The organism is Halalkalibacter sp. HAAS-P013, assembly GCF_056619925.1.
Genome location: NZ_JBWQTU010000028.1, coordinates 1 through 23402, shown reverse-complemented (window position 1 = coordinate 23402; position 23402 = coordinate 1). Strand labels below are relative to the sequence as shown.

20 protein-coding genes and 1 pseudogene are annotated in these 23402 nt (G+C 38.7%); 10 read left to right on the top strand and 11 right to left on the bottom strand.

Annotation, left to right across the window (positions count from 1 at the left end):
- Nucleotides 1–339: 339 nt before the first annotated feature.
- Nucleotides 340–450, bottom strand: a complete 111-nt coding sequence (locus AC1FXP_RS22175; protein ID WP_235715407.1) for a putative holin-like toxin — start codon at nt 448–450, stop codon at nt 340–342.
- A gap of 478 nt (nt 451–928) precedes the next feature.
- On the opposite strand from AC1FXP_RS22175, the gene AC1FXP_RS22170 reads away from it, so the two are divergent.
- From AC1FXP_RS22170 to AC1FXP_RS22150, 5 genes are all read left to right on the top strand, one after another.
- Complete coding sequence (locus AC1FXP_RS22170; protein ID WP_480064105.1) at nt 929–1435, top strand: sigma-70 family RNA polymerase sigma factor; 507 nt, start codon at nt 929–931, stop codon at nt 1433–1435.
- Between the two features lie 161 nt (nt 1436–1596).
- Nucleotides 1597–1911 carry a helix-turn-helix domain-containing protein gene (locus AC1FXP_RS22165; protein WP_480064104.1) on the top strand — a complete coding sequence of 105 codons (315 nt, stop codon included), beginning with the start codon at nt 1597–1599 and terminating at the stop codon, nt 1909–1911.
- Between the two features lie 106 nt (nt 1912–2017).
- Complete coding sequence (locus tag AC1FXP_RS22160; protein WP_480064103.1) at nt 2018–2509, top strand: competence protein ComK; 492 nt, start codon at nt 2018–2020, stop codon at nt 2507–2509.
- Nucleotides 2510–2844: 335 nt separating this feature from the next.
- A complete protein-coding gene (locus AC1FXP_RS22155; RefSeq protein WP_480064102.1) occupies nt 2845–3666 on the top strand; it encodes a hypothetical protein in 822 nt (273 codons plus the stop codon).
- 290 nt (nt 3667–3956) lie between these two features.
- Nucleotides 3957–4133 carry a Fur-regulated basic protein FbpA gene (locus AC1FXP_RS22150; protein WP_480064101.1) on the top strand — a complete coding sequence of 59 codons (177 nt, stop codon included), beginning with the start codon at nt 3957–3959 and terminating at the stop codon, nt 4131–4133.
- 332 nt (nt 4134–4465) lie between these two features.
- On the opposite strand, the gene AC1FXP_RS22145 is transcribed toward AC1FXP_RS22150, so the two are convergent.
- The 5 genes from AC1FXP_RS22145 to AC1FXP_RS22125 form a co-directional block, all read right to left on the bottom strand.
- Complete coding sequence (locus tag AC1FXP_RS22145; protein WP_480064100.1) at nt 4466–5014, bottom strand: REP-associated tyrosine transposase; 549 nt, start codon at nt 5012–5014, stop codon at nt 4466–4468.
- The gene (locus AC1FXP_RS22140; RefSeq protein WP_480064099.1) at nt 5014–6546 is read right to left on the bottom strand and encodes a YifB family Mg chelatase-like AAA ATPase; all 1533 of its coding nucleotides are present in this window, start codon (nt 6544–6546) and stop codon (nt 5014–5016) included. Before AC1FXP_RS22140 ends, AC1FXP_RS22145 begins: the two co-directional genes overlap by 1 nt.
- A 622-nt stretch (nt 6547–7168) precedes the next feature.
- Nucleotides 7169–8692 (bottom strand): tripartite tricarboxylate transporter permease, encoded by a 1524-nt coding sequence (locus tag AC1FXP_RS22135; protein ID WP_480064098.1) that lies wholly within the window; start codon nt 8690–8692, stop codon nt 7169–7171.
- A gap of 18 nt (nt 8693–8710) precedes the next feature.
- Nucleotides 8711–9163 (bottom strand): tripartite tricarboxylate transporter TctB family protein, encoded by a 453-nt coding sequence (locus tag AC1FXP_RS22130; protein WP_480064097.1) that lies wholly within the window; start codon nt 9161–9163, stop codon nt 8711–8713.
- A gap of 26 nt (nt 9164–9189) precedes the next feature.
- Nucleotides 9190–10227 (bottom strand): Bug family tripartite tricarboxylate transporter substrate binding protein, encoded by a 1038-nt coding sequence (locus AC1FXP_RS22125; protein ID WP_480064096.1) that lies wholly within the window; start codon nt 10225–10227, stop codon nt 9190–9192.
- Between the two features lie 463 nt (nt 10228–10690).
- Between AC1FXP_RS22125 and AC1FXP_RS22120 the strand changes: the two genes are divergently transcribed.
- Complete coding sequence (locus AC1FXP_RS22120) at nt 10691–10900, top strand: LuxR C-terminal-related transcriptional regulator (protein ID WP_480064095.1); 210 nt, start codon at nt 10691–10693, stop codon at nt 10898–10900.
- Nucleotides 10901–11818: 918 nt separating this feature from the next.
- Here the strand turns inward: AC1FXP_RS22120 and AC1FXP_RS22115 are convergent.
- The gene (locus AC1FXP_RS22115; protein WP_480064111.1) at nt 11819–12064 is read right to left on the bottom strand and encodes a recombinase family protein; all 246 of its coding nucleotides are present in this window, start codon (nt 12062–12064) and stop codon (nt 11819–11821) included.
- 14 nt (nt 12065–12078) lie between these two features.
- On the opposite strand from AC1FXP_RS22115, the pseudogene AC1FXP_RS22110 reads away from it, so the two are divergent.
- Together AC1FXP_RS22110 and AC1FXP_RS22105 are read left to right on the top strand one after the other, a co-directional pair.
- A pseudogene (locus AC1FXP_RS22110) lies at nt 12079–12171 on the top strand (YqcI/YcgG family protein); the annotation flags it as partial.
- A gap of 151 nt (nt 12172–12322) precedes the next feature.
- A complete protein-coding gene (locus tag AC1FXP_RS22105; protein WP_480064094.1) occupies nt 12323–12907 on the top strand; it encodes a hypothetical protein in 585 nt (194 codons plus the stop codon).
- 827 nt (nt 12908–13734) lie between these two features.
- On the opposite strand, the gene AC1FXP_RS22100 is transcribed toward AC1FXP_RS22105, so the two are convergent.
- Entirely contained in the window at nt 13735–14529 is a 795-nt protein-coding gene (locus AC1FXP_RS22100) for a TIM barrel protein (RefSeq protein ID WP_480064093.1), read from the bottom strand.
- Between the two features lie 455 nt (nt 14530–14984).
- Here AC1FXP_RS22100 and AC1FXP_RS22095 point away from each other — a divergent pair, with 455 nt between their 5' ends.
- Complete coding sequence (locus AC1FXP_RS22095; RefSeq protein ID WP_480064092.1) at nt 14985–17072, top strand: tail fiber domain-containing protein; 2088 nt, start codon at nt 14985–14987, stop codon at nt 17070–17072.
- A 212-nt stretch (nt 17073–17284) separates the two neighbouring features.
- Nucleotides 17285–19003: a fibronectin type III domain-containing protein gene (locus AC1FXP_RS22090; RefSeq protein ID WP_480064091.1), complete on the top strand. Its 1719-nt coding sequence runs from the start codon at nt 17285–17287 to the stop codon at nt 19001–19003.
- Between the two features lie 197 nt (nt 19004–19200).
- Here the strand turns inward: AC1FXP_RS22090 and AC1FXP_RS22085 are convergent, their stop codons facing one another.
- The 3 genes from AC1FXP_RS22085 to AC1FXP_RS22075 all read right to left on the bottom strand — a co-directional run bounded on the left by AC1FXP_RS22085 (nt 19201) and on the right by AC1FXP_RS22075 (nt 23160).
- Entirely contained in the window at nt 19201–20535 is a 1335-nt protein-coding gene (locus tag AC1FXP_RS22085) for a UDP-glucose dehydrogenase family protein (RefSeq protein ID WP_480064090.1), read from the bottom strand.
- Between the two features lie 248 nt (nt 20536–20783).
- Nucleotides 20784–21809 (bottom strand): GDP-mannose 4,6-dehydratase, encoded by a 1026-nt coding sequence (locus AC1FXP_RS22080; RefSeq protein WP_480064089.1) that lies wholly within the window; start codon nt 21807–21809, stop codon nt 20784–20786.
- Nucleotides 21784–23160, bottom strand: coding sequence for a UDP-glucose dehydrogenase family protein (locus AC1FXP_RS22075; protein ID WP_480064088.1), 1377 nt, complete (start codon nt 23158–23160; stop codon nt 21784–21786). Before AC1FXP_RS22075 ends, AC1FXP_RS22080 begins: the two co-directional genes overlap by 26 nt.
- Nucleotides 23161–23402 lie beyond the last annotated feature (242 nt).

Sequence of the window (23402 nt, the reverse complement as noted above, 5' to 3'; positions counted from 1 at the left end):
ACGTACTGTCCCACTGTCCCGCTACTTAACCAAAAAACTACCTACGAAATAATAATCGTGATCGGTGCAATAAAATTCCAGTAAAGCACATGCATAGGGAGTACCAAGTGGGTCGAGGGACCTGTCCCCTTGACCCACTCCTTTTAATGTTTTAATAGTTAAATATAAAAATATCATGAAAGTCAAGTCCTAATCATGTATAATGAAAGTAAGATCAACCCACAATAAAAAAAGACCGAGTGCGCTAACACCCGGTCAACACAACTACATGCCGCATGAAGAGCGGCTGACCATTTTTTGAAGAGAAGTAACTACCCAACGTTTGGAGGCGACGGGCGGTTACTTCTTTTTGTTGGTGACTAGCGCGACAATTGCTACGAATGCGATAAACATTGTAACGATAAGTGTGCCGAATTGAAGTAGCGTATTCATTGCTTCATATGTCACCATTTTTTAACACCCCCTTTCCTAAGGGAGTGCCAACCGCCCATCAGCTTATGTAGTTGCTATAAATAGTCTAGCAGAGCCAACCTTTGAAATCTATCGCTAATTATGATTAGCAGTCTCTAACTAACCTAAACTGTTCGACAAAATCTTGCAATCTTCGAGGAGTGACTGGCACCCAACTTTCCATCCACCTTTTAAAATGTTATGTTGAAAGTTGGTTTTACACTAATCCACAATCAGTAAGTGGGTCGAGGAACCTGTCCCCTATATCCCCACCGTTAACGAAAAATACCCATCCTACAAAAACCCCCCCTCTCCTCTACTTGATTTCCACAAAATCGCCTAGTAGAAAATACAAGAATCACTTCCTCCCCTCCTTAGAAAATGCATTTTTCACGATATGACGACCTTTCAACTTTCGCTTATCGTAAACATACCGGCGGAATAATCGAGAAAACGCGTTTTCAAAAAGGATAAAAAAGTGAATAAAAATAAACCATCGTTTGAGGAAGTCCTAAAGAATTTTCAGCCCGCTATCAAAAAGCAACTAGTTATGCTGCGTATTTACAAAGACCATGATGAATTCTATCAAATCGGCTGCCTTGCTCTTTGGGATGCCTATCGAAATTTCAATCCGGAGAAAGGGAACTTTTCTACGTATGCCATTTCCTACATTCGAGGTAGAATGATGATTGCCCTAAGAAAAGAGAGCAAATATAGCGAACGCCATTCCTATACAGGAGACGAGTTGCTAGAGACTGTTCCCAGTAGCCACGAGACGGTTCCACTTGAATCAGAATTACTTGAAAGCTACTTGGTCGATTTAAGCGAACGAGAAAAAACGTGGGTCAAAGAATCGATCATTAAACAAAAGAAAACAGCCGAGATCGCCAGCGAATTCAACGTTTCCACCCCAACAGTGCGCGCTTGGAAAAAAGGAGCCTTAAAGAAATTACGAAATCATGCTACCTCTAGATCAGGTGCCTAATCCACTCCGTGGGACAAGGGGCCTGTCCCCACGTCCCACTTAGCATAAAATCTAACAAAAAAAATCTCACCAACTCCCAATAAATGTAATTTTGTAAACAATAGTGCGTCGCTTAATCCTTTTATTTGACTGATTATAGTCTTAAAAAAGGAGACAAACCGTTGGCTAGAAAAGACCGCATAGAAGAAGAAAGAAAAAAGCAGCTGAAAAAGTTACAAACAGAAGCAACGAAAGAAGTCGGTCGAATCATCCAAGCTTTCCGAAAAGAATTCAACGTAACAAGTGCAGAATTAGCCGCTACATTAGAGATCTCACGGAATACGATGAGCAAAATTGAACGTGGTAAAACAACCATGAATTTTCAGACCTTCCTAAGGATTCAAGGATTGCTTGAAAAAAAGGGCTATGGTCGTGCTTTCAACGATGTAAAACATGAACTCGTTCATGACATGCTAGAAAATAGTGACCAACTGTAATCCTCTTAGCTTTCCCTCCCCATCTATCTACTTTTACATAAGACCCATTGATTGGTCTTTGTAAAACATTGAATAGAAAATCCCCAACAAAAAGGAGCTCGCAATCATGAAAAAACGAATCCTTCCACACTACGAAATCAATCCCGACACAACAGCCCTCTTCCCCGCTAACCACATTGACTACTACACCATTGTTTGGGAGCGAGATCAAATCTTCTACGTTAGAAAAACACCATTTCAACTAATTAAAGAAGCTTGTCTCGAAGGAGGGGCTGAGTACGACGGAAGACGCGCTTCGGTCATTCACAAAACAGGCATTCAAAGTAAGATTCCAATCCCCGTTAATCCACTTGAGCAAATTTACGCTTTCCCAACGCATTCTCCGCAAATTCACGAATGCAGCTGGTTCTTTTACCACCACATCAAATCGATCAAACGTCATCCAACAAACAAACAGCATTCAATCATCACCTTCCAAAACTACAAGGAAGTGCCGTTATCCATCTCTTACCATACGCTTGAAAAACAGATGCAACGTACATCTTATTGCATCGTACGCTTCTCTTATCGTAACAATCAATCGGCTTATTATATGTAAAAGCTAGGGTACACAATTAAGATGAGTAATCGCCGTTCTATTGACTTTTCGATTACGCAATATATGGTGAGATGTTCAACATGTCCGACTTATGCTGCGTCTTGGAATGGAGGTAGATCCATTTTAGACAGTCTCAATGCGATTAACCTACATGGGAGCCGCCTACACGCCCACAAATAGCGAGCAATAACCGTTTAATCCTTCCTGCATTTTGCAGTGATGACTAGGCACACACCCAAACATAAACATAAACATATACATGTATATGTATTTTTTATTTGAGATACACGAGAGCCGTCCCCGCGTTTACACCTAATCCCCAAGGAGGAATCCCCATGCAATCAGGACACATCATCCAATTTGCGCATTTAAGCCAATTTACATCAGTCAAAGACTTTAACGAATCAATCAAACGTACCTTACAACTTCACGAGCACCACTTTACAAAGGGAGAGAAAATCGGTTTAGTAAAACTCATTCAATTCAGTGTCAAAGTACATGGCGTCTGCAATGCAAAAATTGCCGTTCTCGTCCAATCCACAAAAACGACCAACGGCGGCATCTCATCGAAAACATTTGAACGCATGCTCATAAAAGCAAAAAAACTCGGCATTCTCACTATATACAGCACTACCCGCAAAAAAGGCGGAAAATCTCATAACGTCTACGTTTTTAACCGTTTTGACGTAACGAAATCAGAAAAATTGACGCAACGCCAACCAACCCAAACCCTAGCTATACCAAGCCCTTCACCTAGAAAAAACAAACCAGAAGCTTCTATTCTTAAAGCTAATAAACCAAAAAATAAAGATCTTCGAGAACATACGCTTGAAACGCTTGATTATACATTTGTCCCATCTTTTGTCCCTGTCCCATTCACAAAGGCTGTCAAACCATTCTTCAACCGCGCCAAAGAAATCTGCGCACTCTGGGACCGAGCTGCAATGGCTTACCGCTCGTTGAAATTCACCCTACCAATTGAAACCCTTCTCCCCGTCATTATCCAAGCATTCAAAGAAACCGTTTACCGCTATAAGCAAAACCGCATCAGAACGAGCTTCATCCAGTACTTTTACGGAGCGGTAACGGGAAAACTCACAGTTGAGAAAAGACGTCAGTGTAAAGACACGGCTCTTTGGGGCTGGTTGGAGAAGTGAAAGGTCGCTGCGTATAATTAGCTCTTAAACAGCATCACCCCCACTTCCAATCCTTTAATTGTAAACATTTATTAAGAAAATAAAGAAAACTGACAAAAATTCTCTAGCGAATTACGCCCGTTTCTATTCTCAATTTGTAAAAATCTGCAACATATGAGAAATCAGTTTTGGAATGCCAATTGTTGGCTATAATACGGATGATACTTGTTTTTTCGTCACAAGGACAAAAAGAAACCGAGCAGATTGAGATCAATGGGAAGCTGTTCGATTAATTAGAGGAGATGATAGCAATGGGAGAATTGCGAAAACAAGTAGAAGCTCGTAAAGAGAAACTGATTAAAAAGCTTATTAACGTAGGAATCTACAAAAGTGAAGACAAGCACTTATTTGAACTAACACTCACAGATATTGAACAAATTTACGCATCCTTAAAAAGAGTAAATCATCATAAACAGGAGCGTGTTTAGGTGGCTTGATTAAAACACGCTCTTATTCATAATGTAGAAAAGGATTCCTGGGCTTACAGACAGCTCCCTCTACCCTAGATGTGGATAGCTATGCATTAATACCAATAATCCTTTTGGGCTGTCTGTGTATATCTTGCAAAAGGTGGATAACCCTCTGTATAAATAGAAGGTTATCCACCTTTTATGTGATAACATGTTATTTTTAAGAAGCTGGTTTTTTAATTAATCCACAATCAAGAATACGAGGGGTCTGGTTTGAATCTAGTATTCTTTTAGAGGGCATTAAACTTGGTCTCGGATTCAAACCAAAGTTTCAATGGCTCGTTTAAAGTTCACATTCCCCTCATCGCCTTACAATACAACCTCCTCCTCTCCTCCAAGGTTCCTACGTAATACTTAAGGATTGCTTCTACCTTCATAAACCGCGGTTGTATTGCTTCTGGGTACATATACAAATAATAACTACTCCATGGATAATATTCTGGCCGTTTCACCATTTTGGCCTCTACCGGGTTCTGGTGGATGTAGCGACTGACTTCAATCATTCCATTCTTATCCTCGATGATCGTGTCATGAAATCGCTTTTCGAAAACATGTCCGGTTAAGCGATAACGGGTATTGTAGTAGTTGGCATATCGTTTGTTGATGAGAGCCATCAGTTTGGAAAGGGATGCTTCTTCGGAGCGGAGTTGTAGATGGTAGTGATTGGTCATTAAACAGTAGGAAGCAAGTTCAAAGGGAATCTTATGATGGAGCTGATGAAGGATATGGAGGAAAGCGTGAAAGTCAGTAGCTGAGCGGAACAGCGGATCACGACGGTTGCCACGCATGACGATGTGATAAAAGCGGTGTGGAATCCAAATTCTCTTAGCTCGAGGCATTAGTTCCCCCTCGCTTTCGTATGGTCTTTTGAGATGTGGTTCCGTCTTAAAGTCATTGCCTTCCAGATGCTTTCATCTGATATCGATGGTTCTCCTGCAAGATCAGATAGCGTTCTAGCTAAACGAATCATTTTAATTTGAACGCGATTGCTCCATTGTTTTTTCGATGATAGCTGAGTCATCATTTTCTGCTGATTGCTTGTGAGGGGACTTGTTTTCATGAGCTGTTCAAACGGAACTTTTGCATTTGTTATCTCTGCTTGATAACGAGCATATTGCACATCCCTTGCTTGCTCGACTCTATTTCGGATTTCTAGAGAGGACTCTCTCATTCCTTGAGGCTGTTCTAGATTAACGGGGTGTAAGGATAATAAAATATCAATCCGATCAAAGATTGGCCCGGAGACACGGTTGCGGTATGACTGAACCTGTTTTGGTGTACAAGAGCAATAATGCGTGTTCGAACCAAGGTATCCACAAGGACAAGGATTCATCGCACCGATGAGGAGAAAGGAAGCGGGATACGTCACCGTCGAATGAGCACGGCTTATTGTCACTTTTCCTGTTTCAAGAGGCTGCCTGAGCATATCTAATGTTTTCTTTGTAAACTCAGCCATTTCATCTAAAAACAAAATACCATGATGGGCTAAAGAAATTTCCCCTGGCTTTGGGTTCTGGCCCCCACCAATAATCGCAACAGAAGAAGCAGAATGATGTGGGTGTCGATAAGGAACAGTCTGAGGAGATTCCAACTTTTCTTGTGCAAGTTGATACAAGCTAATCTTTTCTAATTGAGCTTGTTTCGTTAACGGAGGAAAAATGGAGGAGAATGTTTCAGCGAGCAAGCTCTTGCCACAGCCAGGAGGACCGCTCATCAACACATTATGACCACCCGCTGCCGCGACCTCAAGCGCTAGTTTAGCTTGCTCTTGTCCAATAATATCGGAAAAGTCTTTTTGAAACTGAACAGTCGATATCGATTCTTCTAATGGGCCGGACTGAATAGGCAAAGGTAGTGGAACCTGTCCACTTATATACTGCAACACATCGTCTATGTGATGCACAACGATACACTCAATTCCTTCTAACATCTCAATCGGGATCAGTGGATCATAAGGGAGAAACACTCGTTTAAACCCGAGCGCTTTTGCGGCAATGAGCGCCGGCAGCATGCCTTCCACTTTGACAACCGATCCATCTAACGACAACGCCCCAATAAATGCCGTCTCTTTCGGGACTTCCTCGTTGAAGTGCTTCCTCTCTTTCAAGACCGCAACAGCCATTGCTAAATCAAACAAAGGCCCGTTCTTTTTCTGCTCAGAAGGGGACAAATTGACAACAATCTTCTGATCCGTCACATCACAATCAAGTGTTCGAATCGCCGACAACACCCGCTCCTTTGACTCTTTCACCGACGCATCCGGAAGCCCCACGATCACCATCGACTCTGTTCCTTTTGACACCTGGACCTCCACTTGCACACGGTACCCTTCCAATCCTTTTAAACCAATGCTTGATACATTAACCGTCACATAGACGACCTCCTTTTGGCTTTTAACTGAAGTGAATGATAATGATAAGGAAAATAAACAATGAAGAAAAATAGGTAGTTTCTTATATGGAATGACTGAAAGAGGAAATAGATGAGGTGACTCTTTTATTCGACAACATTTGTGGTATTCCTTTAGGTTTTCAGAAAAAATTTTTTGAGATTGAATGGAGATAAGATAAGTAGGCGGATCTACACTCAATCAACTTACACATACTAGTACACGTATTTACTTTTCGTTGCAAACAATGCCCCTCTTTGACAGAGGAGCATTGGTCTCAGTTCGACAAAATCTAGTTTTCTTCGAGGAGCGACAGGCACACATTACTCTTCTTCCTTCGTTTAACGATACTAAAGAAGCACGAGAATCGTCCCCGTGCTTCCCTCATCCCTTCCATTGAACTGGCTAACTTAGATCTCATTTACATTTCTTCTGTTCAAGATGTCAACTTTTTAGCTGGACGGCAGCCGCTGTCATTTATTGAACCTAAACCAATACATAAAGAAGAAGAACTGTCCATATGTTTCTTCTGTAGTATTAGCTTTACTGGATTTAAGGGGAGTGGGACAAGGGACCTGTCCCACACGTCCCCCCCCTCCTCAAGCTATGATGCTCTTTTTTGACCACCATCAAAGCTAGCTTTTTCTTTATTGCGCTGTCTTAATGAGAAAAAAATTGAACCAACTGCAAGAAGTAAAAATGCCAATGAAATTGGACGAGTAAAGAATGTACTGATTTCTGAACTTATTTGGAATGCTCTAATTAATTCTGCTTCAAGTGTCGGTCCTAATATTAAACCTAAAATAACAGGACCTAACGGAACGTCAGCTTTTTGCAATAGATAACCTACTAGACCAAAAACAAACACAACCCAAATATCAAAAGGCCTATTATTTAAAGCAAAGGCACCAACTGTACTTAAAACAAGAATACACGGTATTAATATAGTTTTAGGTACTAACGTAATTCTAATTAATAACGGCAATAGTAATGATTGGATGATTAAAACGAAGATCGCACTACATATAATTGCCACATAGATAGAGTTAACCAAAACAGGTTGCTGCTGAAACAGCCCTGGTCCTGGCGTAATCCCATGTAGGATTAACGCTCCAATCATAACAGCCTGTGCTACGTCACCAGGAATCCCCAATGTGATCGTAGGAATAAACGCCCCTCCTGCCACTGCATTATTTGAACTCTCTGCCGCAACAATTCCACCAGGGTGACCTTCACCAAATTCCTCTTTCTCTTTTGAAGCTTTTTTCGCTCGGTCATAACTAATAAAGTTGGCTGATTCAGCCCCAGCAGCCGGAAGTGCACCGATAAAACATCCAATTGTCGACGAGCGAAATACATTCCATTTTTCTTTATATACATCTTTAATAACTTGAAAGTAAGGAATTTTCATTTTTGATTTAAGGACTTCCTTGTCTTTTGATGAATATGCTTCTTTAATTTCCTCGACATTTTTAAATAGTTGAGAAAAAGCAAACAGTCCTATTAAAACCGGTATGGCTGACAACCCACTAGACAAGCTAGGATATCCAAAATCAAAACGGATTTGACCAGTTGGAGCAATCCCAACTGTACCAATTAATAATCCTAAACATCCAGCAATTAATCCTTTTGTTAAGTTTGATCCGCTTAATCCTGCAATAAGAGTTAAAGCGAAAACGACTAAAGCGAAGATTTCCCATGGGCCAAAATTCAAAGCTATTCTTGATATAACGGGTCCGAGAGCAAACAAAATGATTGCACCAATAATTGTTCCTAAAACAGAAGAGACAATCCCTATTCCTAATGCTCTTGAACCTTCACCTCTTTTGGACATTGGAAAACCATCAAAAATAGTAACAACGGAAGATGGTGTACCAGGGATACCTAATAATGTACCAGAGATAAGCCCACCTGATAATCCCCCTATGTAAATACCAATCATCAAGGTGAGACCAGTAATCGGATCCATGCCAAAGGTAAAGGGAAATGCTAGTATAATGGCCATCGTAAACGTAAATCCAGGAATAGCTCCTGCAATGATTCCAAAAAACACCCCAATAGCTAGATATAGTAATGTTAGGGGTTGAAAAACCTCTTGAACGGCTAAAAAAATGGATGTAACGTCCAAGTTCCTCAACTCCTTTCTCTATGGTAAATATATACTTAAAAAATTCTGAAAAATAAATTGAACCGTAAATGGCAAAATGAGTGCTATTGCCACATTTGTAATAAAATACGCTTTTCTTAAAGGACGTAAAATGCTGAAGACGATAAGCAAAAAGATCATTGTACTAATGAGAAAACCAATCACTGTAAGTGCCGAAATGTAGGTATATAAAACAACAAATAATGCTAATACACGCCACTGCTCGATAACATACCCTTTCATACGTTGTAAAAAATATGTAAAAGATTGCTTTTCCTTAAAACTATTTAGTAATAAAACAAGAGCTAATATAGTCATAATAAATATTATCGCTGTTGGAAAAGAAGAGGGGGCAAACAATTGCCCCGGTGACTTATCAGAAAAACCTCTTGATTCTATAAACATTACAAGCGCTACAACTAAAATAACTAGAGAAAATATTCTGTTTGCCAAACAAATCACCTCATATTTACTATAGCTTAAAATTGCATCTTATCCGCCAAATCATCCATACGATCATTCAACTCTTCAAGGTGAAGCTCATACTCAGATGTCGGTTTAAAATTTGGAAAACTTCCCAACTCCTCAATTTGTTGTTGTAGTTCTGGATCTTCTAATGCTTTTCTAAATGCTTCGTTTATGACTGCAATCACTTCTTCTGGTGTCCCCTTTGGAGCGAGAATACCTCGATCAACCGTAACAGCAAAATCAATTCCTTGCTCAATTAAAGTTGGTACTTCTGGCAAAAACGGATTTCTTTCATCAAATACCATTCCTAATGGGACCATAGCTCCATCCTCAATATATCCTTTACCTGAAGCAAAGTCTCCTGTCATTCCGTCAACTTGGTCTGCAACTAATGCAGCATATTGAGGGCCAGTTCCGTCATAATTTACATAGTTTAAACTTCCAGGATCCACACCGGCTGCATCTAGCATCGCTGCGATTGTATAATGATCTTCTGAACCAGTTGTGAATGCCCAAGTAACTTCATTCGGGTTTTCTTTTACATATTCGATAAAGCTTTCAACATTAGTAACATTGTTCTCTTCACTAAATTTTTTGCTAACTGCTGGAATATGTGGTGTAGATGTCATCATCATGACTGGATCAAAAGCGTCAAAGCCATAATCAACAATCCCTGTATGGTAAGCAGTAGCTGCAACTTGATGGATACCTAAAACTGTATAGCCATCTGCTTTTGCGTCTTTTACATGTCTAGATCCAACCGTTGCTGTTGCTCCCGCCATATTCGTTGGTACAATCGGTTGTGCTAAATGTTCTTCCGCATAACTTGCTACTAATCGGAAAAGTACGTCCGTCCCTCCACCTGGTGGATAAGGAATTACGAGCCTTACTGGCTTTGTTGGAAAATCAGTTGCTCCGACTTGTTGTGCTTCTGTTTCATCTCCTGTTGAACTAGATTCACTCCCCGTTGATGAACTTCCGCATGCAGCTAACGTAAATAATAGACTTGCGCTTACAGTTGCCGTCAACCATTTTTTGATCTTCTTCATAAAAAGCTCCACCCCTTTTATCTATTTATCCTTATCCAAAACGAAAGCGCGTTCTCGTGTTAACGAACAATAATAAGTGTTTTTTTAGCCTTTGCTTTCCTTTTGATATTTCAATTAAAACAAATCTTCCATTAATTCAACAACTTGATTGTAAGAATATGTGACAGATAATTTAGATAACTTAGGGGGGGAAAGCACAGGGACCAGCGAAAACGTCGAAATTTATAATTGTAAGCACTAGATATAGTATATGATAGATAAGCAAAGTACCCTTTATTGTAGTTGAACACCAACTCTTCAAATAAAAGGTACTTTTTCACCAGTCTAGAACCGTCCGCTTGGTTGCTATGAGTAAAGAAAGTAAATATAGCGAACGCCATTCCTATACAGGTGATGCGTTGCTAGAAGCTGTTCCAACCATTCATGAGATTGTTCCCCTTGAATTAGATTACTAGAAGGTTATTTGGTCGATTTAAGTGAAAGAGAAAAAACGTGGGTCATAGAATCCATCATTATGCAAAAGAAAACAGCTGAGATCGCCAGCGAGTTCAACGTCTCCACCCCAACGGTATGCGCATGGAAAAGAGAAGCCTTAAAGAAATTACGAAATCATGCTACCTCTAGATCACTTGGGACAAGGGACCTGTCCCCACGTCCCAAGTACTACATATGAATAGTTATTCTGTTCACTTACTATTTACCTATTTACTAGTCAATCGTCATCCCTTGTAGATTGGGTCACGGTTTTTAAACAAACTAATTATAGATATTATTTTACAGGTGACATAGACACTCTCATAATTTTAAATTCCAAAAATCCATAAATGCCTAATAGCCTCTTGCATTAATAAAAACGGTACAAGCTGCTCTCCAAAATAATTGCACCAGGGGTGTCCATAAATAAATTTTCCAAGAGCGCGGGGACGGTTCTTGTGCTTCCGTCAGATAACTAGAGCCCCCTCTCGAGCTTAGGGTTCTTCTAAAAATAAACAAGAACAACTGTCAACCTTATTGTAGAGTAGCACCGTGAAGTGTTCCGTCATTTCTCTTTTTTAGAAGGTGATGGTGTCGCAACGTCAGGTAGCTTGGCTTTTTTGGGTCCCTTAATCTCATTTTTAAAGCGTAAGTGGTAGAAGAAGCAACCAAAGAAAATCATTTTACCAATCCTGTATTTACCGGTGGTGATGATAGGCACATATAAAGACATACACGTATATGTATTTTGGTTGTGAAAAAATTGACGATTTTTTTGGAAGCACGAGAACCGTCCCCGTGCTTCCATTAAATCCAACAGCCTCCTGTAACAAATCAATCGAAGCATAAGTAGCCGAACATCTCTTGGAAGCAGCGGGACGGTTCTTGTACCTCTTAAACCTATAAAGAATCTAAAATTATTCCTCTCTACACAAAACTGCCATATTGAAAATTTGTTAATGTTTATTGGATTTATTCACTCACTGGTCAGTTGACTTAATACACATAGCCTTGCTGCATTTGACAATAATCCAGTATATAGTCCATGGGATTGACAACAAACAAGCCAACTCCCTCTAAACAAAACACATGTACATGTATATGTATATTAAAGATATCAGTTAGTTGGGAAGCACGAGAACCGTCCCCATGCTTCCCCGTCTTCACAATGGCGTAGCATTCGCTTAAAGCCTGGCCGCTTGTCTTTCGTGGCTCCTGATTTTCCTTTATCGTAGTAAATACCAATTAGTTTATAATCTTTTTTGCTTTCAATATATCTGGTAAAATGCTGAATTTGATTTTCAAGGGATTTCAGCATCTCATCATCTTTCGTGCTTGTTCTACAGTACGCCGCTACCCGAATAACTGGTTTCGTGAGACCCTACACACAACGAATGGAAGCAATTTTTTATCGGAGACGACGCTGAACCCATCAAAGGAAAGCACTACTTGTATACTACAGTATACTAATTTTCAACTTTATATTTACTTCACATAGTTTAATCTGATTAGTAATTATTTATTGAATTATATGAAATATACCTGTATAATTTTACATATTCATTTTGTCATAGTACTAGAGTCCTAATTTTCAAACAGTAATTTTTAAAGGAGAGAAAAAATGTATTCACCTAAGAGAATTAAAAAAGTAGCAGGAATTGTAGTAATGGGGTTTGGTTTGTTTTTAATGCTTTTATTAAATGAAGGAGGAGCAAATGATCTAGCTTTTAGAGTTTTTCTTACACTTGTACTCCCTGGTTTCTTTATAGCCTTCGGTTTAGACATGATTAAAAAAGCTTTGGCAAAACGTAAAGTGACCAACCAAGCAGGCAGTACACCTACATTTATTTCAGAAGTAACAAATGGCAGTAATGGTAAAGATGGTTACCTAGCCATTACTAACGATGCTATCTACTATACCGAAAAGAAAAACATGTACCGCTTTAAATTTGAAGACATTTCTGGTATATCTACTGGCAGTGAAGGAACTGGAACATTTACTGGCGTTTCTCAACAGGTTGGTAGTTTTTCAGTGGGATCAGTGGTTGAAAATCGGAATCACACTTTTCAAATAGAAGGTTCCTCACAAGAACAACCTTTCGCACATCTTTGGGTAACACCTAAAGCAGATAGAATCTATAAATTATTAGAAAAAACTGGACACTTCTCTGAATCAGATGAAATGAATATACATAAAATTAATTAAAGCTTTTTCAAACAAGTACTACATATGAATAGTTATTCTGTCCACTTACTATTTACCTATTCACTAGTCAATCGTCATCCCTTGTAGATTGGGTCACGGTTTTTAAACAAACTAATTATAGATATTATTTTACAGGTGACATAGACACTCTCATAATTTTAAATTCCAAAAATCCATAAATGCCTAATAGCCTCTTGCATTAATAAAAACGGTACAAGCTGCTCTCCAAAATAATTGCACCAGGGGTGTCCATAAATAAATTTTCCAAGAGCGCGGGGACGGTTCTTGTGCTTCCGTCAGATAACTAGAGCCCCCTCTCGAGCTTAGGGTTCTTCTAAAAATAAACAAGAACAACTGTCAACCTTATTGTAGAGTAGCACCGTGAAGTGTTCCGTCATTTCTCTTTTTTAGAAGGTGATGGTGTCGCAACGTCAGGTAGCTTGGCTTTTTTGGGTCCCTTAATCTCATTTTTAAAGCGTAAGTGGTAGAAGAAGCAACCAAAGAAAATCATTTTACCAATCCTGTATTTACCGGTGGTGATGATAGGCACATATAAAGACATACACGTATATGTATTTTGGTTGTGAAAAAATTGACGATTTTTTTGGAAGCACGAGAACCGTCCCCGTGCTTCCACAAGCAATAACTCAAATTAAATTACTTCTAACTAGGGAAAAATAATCCCTAGTTTTTTTAATTGCGTAGTATTTAGTCAAATACGAAGAGACGATCAGAGGGTTATCCACTTTTAAGATGTTATGTTGAAAGTTGATTTTCACACTAATCCACAATCATTAAATGGGTCGAGTTACCTGTCCCTATGTCCCTTAAGCTTTCATAGCATGAAACCTTTCCACTTGTCTCAGGTATTCAATTTGTTTTCCCCTTAAAGAATTACCTTCTAGGTAATCATATGCTATTTCAAAAACGATTTCTCGTTTATAGTTTATACTTTCTAAGTAATCCATAAGCTTTCTTAAATTTGTATTATCATAATAGAATGGTTGGTGGTCAGAAAGTTGGTTAACATCGTGAAGATGAATGCTTTGTAGGTTTTCCTCGAAAATCTCAGGTAAGGAGTATGTACATATTTCATCATCTACCTCATGTCCAACATCCCAGCAAAATTTTATTTTAGTATTCTCTTCATGAAAGATTTCTCGAAAGTCTTCTTTATATAACCGAAATCGATTTTGAACTTTGTTAAGATTTTCGACGACAAAACATATATTTTTATCCTCAATAGAATTCTTCAGTTTTCTTGCAGCTTGAATGGTCATCTTTTTGTTGTGTTCCAATGAAATAGTTGAGGAAACTGGGTGTACATTCACTTTTAAAGGATTGTTTAAACTACTTGCTAGCTTTTCTAGGTAGGTAATCATTCTATCATCTAAACATTTATCAATATCTGGTGCATGAATTTGAACAATCCAATTTTCTTTTTTTAGTTCTTCTACTAACGTAATATAGTAGTCGTTTTCTTTCTCATTTTTCATATTCAAATATATTTCGAATCCATCAATAACGTTATTTCTATCAATCTCTTTCCAACTATTAATCCACTCTTTTGGGTCTTGGTCAAAATCAATAAACTTATTAGTTATCCCTAATAGATATTTCATTATATCCCACCTTTTTTATCATCATGAGTGCGCTAAAAAATCTCTATTTATAGAGTAAAGTAAAAATTGAGAAGTAGCTAGTCCATAAACTATCCCCAGCCCATTAAATAGTTTATGCGTTAATTGTAAGATACATTACAGCTAAGACCTCATTTACGCTTTTCCAACTCACACATCCACGATGTATAGCTGGTTCTTCGTTCAAACATTACATCCATTTAAGCCCATCCAAAAATAAATCCCAAAAAACCATTACATTTACTTTATTAGAACCCTACAATAGGTTGTTATAGTTCTATTTTTGCTTTAAAATTTATGTTCTACCCAAGTACCTTTATTCTACTTGGGTCAAGTTTATTTATATCAACTTGCTGAAGAAAGCTTTAGAAATACGTTTATATGTTAGACTTCTCACTAAACGTACATAGTTATCTAGTAGAATTAGGAGGAACATGATGAATCGAAGAAATTTCCTAGTAAGCTTTTTACTTTGGATCTTATCTTTCTTCTTTGGTTATAGAATTGGAAGTGCAGACACGACTATTACTGATCCAAATAAAATCATAGATGAAGAGGGAGTATCCGTTTCAGATAAGTTAAAGGCTATTAATCAGAAGGTAGATACTAATGTTGGTGACTTAAGTCAATTCAGAGAATGGGAAGATAATATTATAGAGAAGATGAAAGGTGAGTTTACGGACCGCCCTATTAATCTGATTTGGTACTATAATTATGTGCCAAACAAAGAATCGCCTAGAGAAGACTGGGATTGGGGCGAGGCCTTACAAGCTGCCTTAGATACTGGTCTTAACGTCTATGTCCCTCGTGGAACTTGGAGAATTCACGAAAAAGAAATTCTTATTGTTACACAAGGACAAAAGCTATTTGGTGCAGGGATGGGATCTAGTCACGGTCCTGACTCCCTAAAGAATCATCAAACGGTCACCGATCTTGTATTTACCGGAAAAGGACCACGTTATGTTAAAACAAGAAGACAGCCAAGAATTAAAGCAAGTGATCCACAAGACAAGCCTCTATCAACTGCTATTAATATACAGAACGACGGCGTTCAGATTGAAGATATCTGTATTAGACTACACTGTAATTATAAAAATGAAAGACCTTCCAATTTAGGTGATGATTGGGACGTTGGGTTGTTTATTGGTGGACGTGAACAATTCAGAGCAACCAATGTACGGATTATAGGATATTGGAGAGTCGCAAGCCAATATTACGACGCAACAGCAGCTCCTAACCTACCTTCGTTTTCTACGCCTGATGGGAGGAAGCATCCTGAAGGTCATGGACGCTCAGCTATTGACCAATCGTATATAACAAATGTTTATGCTCGAGGTGGCTGGAAAGGGTTATTTGTTGCTGGGCCAATTGAGACTAGTACTGGCCAATACTATGATCAAGTGTCGGGACGATTAGTAGATGATTTAAGGGGTCGGGCTGGTGCTGGGGATTTCCATTCCCTTAATTGTACGTATTGGAACGCTGAGCACCATAGTGGTCATCGACTCTATGACCCTGTTCAACCTTTAAACTTTGAATCTGAGAACCTTGATGAGATAACCGCAGCTATCTGTATTGATGGCAGAGGCTATGGTGTAGAACGTAGGCTATTACGTAGAATGATGTTTACGAATGTACGAGTGAGAAATACAGAAGCTTATCGAATCGCGTTAGGTAGAGTACAAGAGCTGTATTTCTTTTCTCTTCATACGGAATTAGGCGATGAACTGGTCGTAAAAAATACGAAAGGAAAAGTCATTGACCACGAAAATGAAGATCCAGAAAACGGAATAAATTATGGTCCTATAGCTGTAAAACAACCTGTTGTCTCAGGTAAATACGGTGTTTATATATACGGGATTAACTTCCGTACACCTGTACCTAGATGGTTCCAAGATGTTATTCCATATGAGATGATTGGGCAAGCACATGAACCGAAAGCCGAATTAAATAACCTACAGGTAAAGAAACTATCTGTAACCGATCAAGCAACCATGACAAATTTAACCACAAAGAATATACGATCTGAAAACTTCTTATTCAGTGGAATTCATAGACCAATAACCGACAATGAACATAGCTTAGGAAGTGCCGCATCACGTTGGAGAACATTATTTTCAGTAGATGGTACCATTAATCAATCCGATCGTGACACAAAACAACAAATTAGCAGGATTCCAGACAGGGTACTTGATGCCTGGTCTGAAGTTGATTATTGTCAATTTAAATTCAAGGATGCCGTTGAGAAAAAAGGCCCCAACGCCAGATGGCATATAGGGTTAATTGCTCAAGAGATTCATGCAGCATTTAAAAAACATGGCCTTGATGCTTTTGATTACGGCCTGCTTTGTTACGATGAATGGGAAGAAGAATTTGAAGAAGTTACCGATGAACATAACGAACCGACTGGAGAAAAGGTCGTCACTCAAACAGCAGGATCTAGATGGAGTGTACGCTTTGATGAATGTCAATTTTTAGAGTTGGCTTTAATGAGAAGAGAACTTCAAAGATTACGTTCACGATAGAATAATGATCATAAGAAAAGCCCTAGCAAAAAGTTAGAACTGATTGCTTAGGGCTTTTTATCAATTATTTCTCTGTTCCGTCCATGACTTTAGAACCACTAACAAAGTTTCGTTCGACAATGCCAAAATAGTTACTGACAAAGGTAAATAGTTTGGTATAAACTTCAAATAAAAACAAGTTTTTCAAAAATTGAATAGCTGGAGGAACATTAATGAGACAGGCATTTGGGAGATTGGGCTTTATCTTTTTATCCATTCTTTTGCTTCAAGTCATTTCGTTAAATACTACTTATGCAGAAAAACAACACACAGAAGTAGGTGGCATTATTCATTCCGATACCGTATGGACTAAAGATCAATCACCGTACCGACTTACAAAGGATGTCCAAATTAGTTACGGAAGTACATTAGTTATTGAACCGGGTGTTGTAGTGGAAGGGAATAACCACTCTATTCGAACATTTGGAACTTTAGAGGCAATCGGCACGAGTACATCAATGATTATCTTAAACGAAGTGAACGTGGCACCAGGAAGTAATACAGAAAATACTCCTTATCTTATTCATATAGAGTTCTCTGACGTTTTCGACGGTAGTATTTATCCTCCTACTGGACACGCAGTCTACGGATCTTTAATTCTTAGAGATAGTAAACTTACAAACACAACATATCTTTATTTATGGTACCCAATTAGAGACGTGTTCATAGAACGAAATATCTTTATGAATGCCGGTGGAATTAGTGTAGGTACAAGTAGTGATGTGAAAGTATTTATTAGAAATAATGTATTCTATCAACAAAATTCACCTTATGAACAATACGCCGTAAAGAACTGGGCTAGTTATTCCAATTCTGAAACGATCGTAGAGTACAATAGCTTTCTGTCTAGTGACCGGATTGCTCTTAGGCTACCAAGTGGTTATAGCGACAGTAAAATAACCGCTGCAAATAATTATTGGAATACAAAAGATCCAAAGGTCATCGAATCTATGATCTATGACAAAAGAACTGATCTAGCATCTGCTGATTATATTCATTACAGTCCTATATTAAGTAAACCACATGAATTGACTCCACTTGTTGATATAAGGCCACCTAGTTGGCCAAAAGAGAGTCAACTTACAGCTACAAATATCGGGCAAACAAGTCTCACTCTAGAATGGACACCAGCTACAGACAATGTAGCTGTTACTCATTATCGAATATACAAAGATGACACCTTACTTGCTACTGTCTCAGGCCAGCAAAATAAATTTAAAGTAAAGAATTTATCTCCTTACCAAACGTACCGCTTTCGGATTGAAGCAGGAGATAAAGCAGGAAATTGGTCCGCAAAGAGCCTAAGGCTTTCTGTCAAAACTACTGATACTACAAGACCTAGGTGGCCTGAAGACAGTCAGCTTACAGCTTCTAACATTAAACAAACAAGCTTGACCCTGAACTGGACCCCAACTACCGACAATGCAGCGGTTTCTCATTATCGGATTTACCTAGGAGACGAATTACTGACCACCGTTTCTGGAAAGAAACATTCATTTACAGTAAAAGGCCTGGCTCCTTTTCAATCTTGTCGCTTCCGAATCGAAGCTGGGGATAAGGCAGGAAATTGGTCCTCAAAGAACCTAAGACTTTCTGTTAAAACTACTGATACTACAAGTCCTAAGTGGCCTGAAGACAGCCAGCTTACAGCTTCTAACATTAAACAAACAAGCTTGACCCTGAACTGGACTCCAGCTACCGACAATGCAGCGGTTTCCCATTATCGGATTTACCTAGGAGACAAATTACTCACTACCGTTTCTGGAAAGAAACATTCATTTACAGTCAAAGACCTGGCTCCTTCTCAATCTTACCGCTTCCGAATCGAGGCTGGGGATAAAGCGGGAAATTGGTCGAAAAAAGGACCTAGGGTATCTGTAAAAACACCTTAACATACGGTTAATTATTTTATGTATTTGCTATTAGAAAAAGAATAACTAAAAACGAGGACCAAAATTCCAATTTGGTCCTCATTTTAACTAGAACGAAGAATCATTGTAGTCACTCTGTAAAAAGCCACTCATTAATATCCTCTTGATTCAACATGTGGCACCTTTCATATAAACCCTTATTCTAATAATTGTTTATTCTATCCCTTTCTATTAGCAGCCTGCCTTCCAATCGAGTAATACTCAACCCCCGCATTCTCCATGTCAGAAACACTATATATATTCCTTCCATCATAGACCAAAGGGGTTCTCATAAGCAGCTTATATGATTCTGGTAAAACAGCTTTGACCTCTCCCCATTCAGTAAAAATAAAGCAGACATTTGCATCCACTAATGCTCTCTCGACACTCTCCACATACGTGATTCTACCTTTATCGCTTTCACCTTCAGGATACAACCGGGCAAAGTTATCCTTCCCAACCGGATCAAACGCATAAATATCTGCTCCTTGCTCTAACAGCAACGGAATATTCTCCAACGACGCGGCCTCGCGCAAATCATCTGTGCCTGGTTTAAATGTTAACCCTAATACAGCTACTTTTAACCCGTTAAATGTAATCAGTCTCTTTCTAGCCTTTTTATACAACATCGTCTTTTGTTCTTTGTTCACGTCAATGGCTGCTCGAACGGTTTTCAGCTCATATCCATTTTGCCTTGCTAGATTGTCTAGCGCTTTTGTGTCCTTAGGAAAACAAGATCCCCCATAGCCAATTCCAGCATTTAAAAATTTACCACCAATACGCTCGTCAAAGCTCATTCCTTTCGCAACATCTTGAATATCCGCTCCGACTAACTCACACAAATTGGCTATATCGTTCATATAGGAGATTTTAAGAGCTAGGAAATCATTTGATGCATACTTAATCATCTCTGCCGACCTGCGGTTGACCGAAACAACTGGCAAATGAAATGGCTCATAGACTCTCATAAGGATGTCTTCAGCCCATTTACTTTCCGTTCCAATAATTACCCTTTCTGCATAGAGAGTATCATGTACAGCTGAGCCTTGTGCTAAAAACTCAGGATTCGAAGCTACTTCCACTTTCACATCATTGATTAAAAAGTCTTGTATGAACTGTTCGACCTTATCATTTGTACCAACTGGAACTGTGGACTTAACGACTACTAAACAATCTTTCACTACTGACTCAGCGATTTGTCTTGCAACAGTAGCTATATAAGATAGGTTGGCAGATCCATCAGGCTGCTCTGGAGTACCGACACCAATAAAAATAACATCTGCGTCCTTATAAGCTGAACGAAAATCAGTCGTATAATCAATTCGACCCTCAGCATAATTCTTTTTCATCAGATCTTCTAAGCCTGCTTCATAAATAGGAGATACCCCTGACTTCATTAGATTCACTTTTGCTTCATCAATGTCGACACAAGTGACTTGATGGCCTACTTCTGCAAAACAAACCCCTGCAACTAATCCAACATACCCTGTTCCTGCTACTGCTATTTTGTACATAGTTCCTCCTACTTTTCCCTATATGTATTAGATGAAGCATACGTTTTCTACTATGCAAAACTACCTCTGTCAATTACCTTCCAATCCATTTTATAACAAAATCAACGATACTCAAAGAGCCTACCTTTTCACTACTGAACGATATTTAACGCATTACCGCATTAAAGTACGCATTCAAATAAATAAAGCCGCCAAGCTATAAAGCTCAACGGCTAATAAATAAAACTCATAAAATCCTAAGCAAATGTTTACTGCTTCTTATAATACTCCACATACCAATCAGCAAACTTCTGTAACCCTTCCTCAATCGATGTCTTCGGCTTAAACCCAACAGCCTTTTGTAATAAATCGGTCGATGCATACGTAGCCGGTACGTCTCCTGGTTTAATTGGCTCAAAGTCCTTTTTAAATTCAACTTCTGTCCCAGTAGCTTGACTTAAACATTTCTCCAACGTCCCAATGAAAGTCATCAACTTCTCTGGATTGTTATTCCCAATGTTATACACAGTATGCGGAACAGACTCAGTAGAAGGCTTCCCGATCAAACGCTCTATTCCTTCGACAATATCATCAATATAAGTAAAATCACGGTAAAGGTCATTCTCAAAGTCACCGTTATTAAAGATCTTAATGGATTCACCAGCAAAGTACTTATCAGTAAAACCAAAATAAGCCATATCCGGTCTACCCATCGGACCATAAACCGTAAAGAAACGAAGTCCCGTAGCTGGAATCTTATAAAGGTGACTATACGTATGAGCCATTAACTCATTTGATTTCTTCGTTGAAGCATAAAGAGATACTGGGTTGTCCACAAAGTCTGTTTCTTCAAACGGTACCTTCTTATTTGCTCCATATACAGAACTTGATGAAGCATATACAAGATGATCAACCGGATAGTAACGACAAGCTTCAAGGATGTTATAGAACCCAATAATATTACTTTGAATATATACATCCGGATTCTCGATCGAATAACGTACTCCCGCTTGAGCCGCTAAATTCACAACAACATTCGGCTTGTTCTCTTCAAAGATCTTCGTAACTAATTCTTTATCCGAAATATCTCCTTTAATAAAGTTAAACTTCTCAAAAGGCTTTAGTTGATCTAAGCGAGTATGTTTCAAATTCACATCATAATAATCATTAACATTATCTACACCAATTACGTTACAGCCTTTTTCTAATAATTTCTTAGACAAGAAGTAACCAATAAAACCTGCTGCTCCTGTAATAAGGTATGTTTTATTAGGATCTAACGCTTTGTAATTCATTACTATTCGGCTCCTTTACAGCTTCTCTACTCGCTGGCTTCCGACCAATCGAGTGATACTCCACCCCTGCTTCTTGCATGTCAGCAACTTTGTAGATATTTCTACCATCATATACTAAAGGAGTTCGCATTAAACTCTTATACGCTTCAGGTACCACTGCCTTTACTTCTCCCCACTCCGTAAAGATAAAACACACATTCGCATCTTTTAATGCTTCTTCTACGTTATTTACGTAATTAATGGTACCTTTTCCATTTTTCCCTTCCGGATGTACCTTCGCAAAGTTTTCAGCACCCACAGGATCAAATGCGTAAATATCTGCACCTTGTTCTAATAACAACGGTACATTCTCAAGGGACGCAGCTTCACGTAAGTCGTCCGTTCCAGGTTTAAACGTTAATCCTAAAACAGCTACTTTTAAACCACTAAACGTAATAAGCCTGTTTCTAGCTTTTTTATATAGCCTTGTCTTTTGCTCTTTGTTTACATCAATTGCAGACTTAACTGTTTTTAGATCATAACCATTCTGTCTAGCTAAGTTCTCCAATGCTTTTGTATCTTTAGGGAAGCAAGAGCCGCCGTATCCAATACCCGCATTTAAAAATTTACTGCCAATACGTTCGTCAAAGCTCATTCCCTTTGCTACATCCTGGATATCTGCACCTACTAATTCACAAAGGTTTGCAATATCATTCATGTAAGAGATTTTAAGAGCTAGGAAATCATTTGATGCATATTTGATCATTTCTGCTGATCTTCTATTTACAGAAACAATTGGAAGGTGGAATGGCTCATAAAGGTTCATAAGAATGTCTTCCGCCCATTTGCTCTCAGTACCGATAACAACCCTCTCAGCGTATAGCGTATCATGTACCGCTGACCCTTGTGCTAGGAATTCTGGGTTTGACGCAACTTCTACTCTTACGTCATTTACTAAAAAGTCTTGAATAAACTGTTCTACTTTGTCATTTGTTCCAACTGGGACAGTGGATTTAACGACAACAAGGCAATCTTTTTCAACTGATTCAGCAATTTGTCTAGCAACGGTTGCAATATATGAAAGATTAGCAGAACCATCTGGTTGTTCTGGAGTTCCTACACCGATGAAAATGGCATCTGCGTCTTTATAAGCAGATGCATAGTCAGTTGTATAATCAATTCGCCCTGCAGCATAATTCTTCTGCATTAACTCCTGCAAGTCGGCTTCATAGATTGGGGATACACCAGATTTCATGAGAATTACTTTTTCTTCATCAATATCCACGCAAGTTACTTGGTGACCTACATCAGCAAAACATACGCCAGCGACTAAGCCCACATAACCTGTTCCTGCTACTGCTATTTTGTACATAGAGATTCCTCCTGATTTTTGATTTATTACATCTGTAACCTATAAATAAGCATAAAAAAACGTCCCTATCGAACTAAGAACGTTTACTTTCTAACTTATCGACAAATTTCAAGGAGTAACTAGTGGTTGCCCCCCTTATAATGGACAGATAGGATAGTATAAGATACGACATAATCACGTTATAAGGGGAGAGTTACATGACAAGAAAAAAGACACATTCACATAATCCTGTCGAAGTTAAG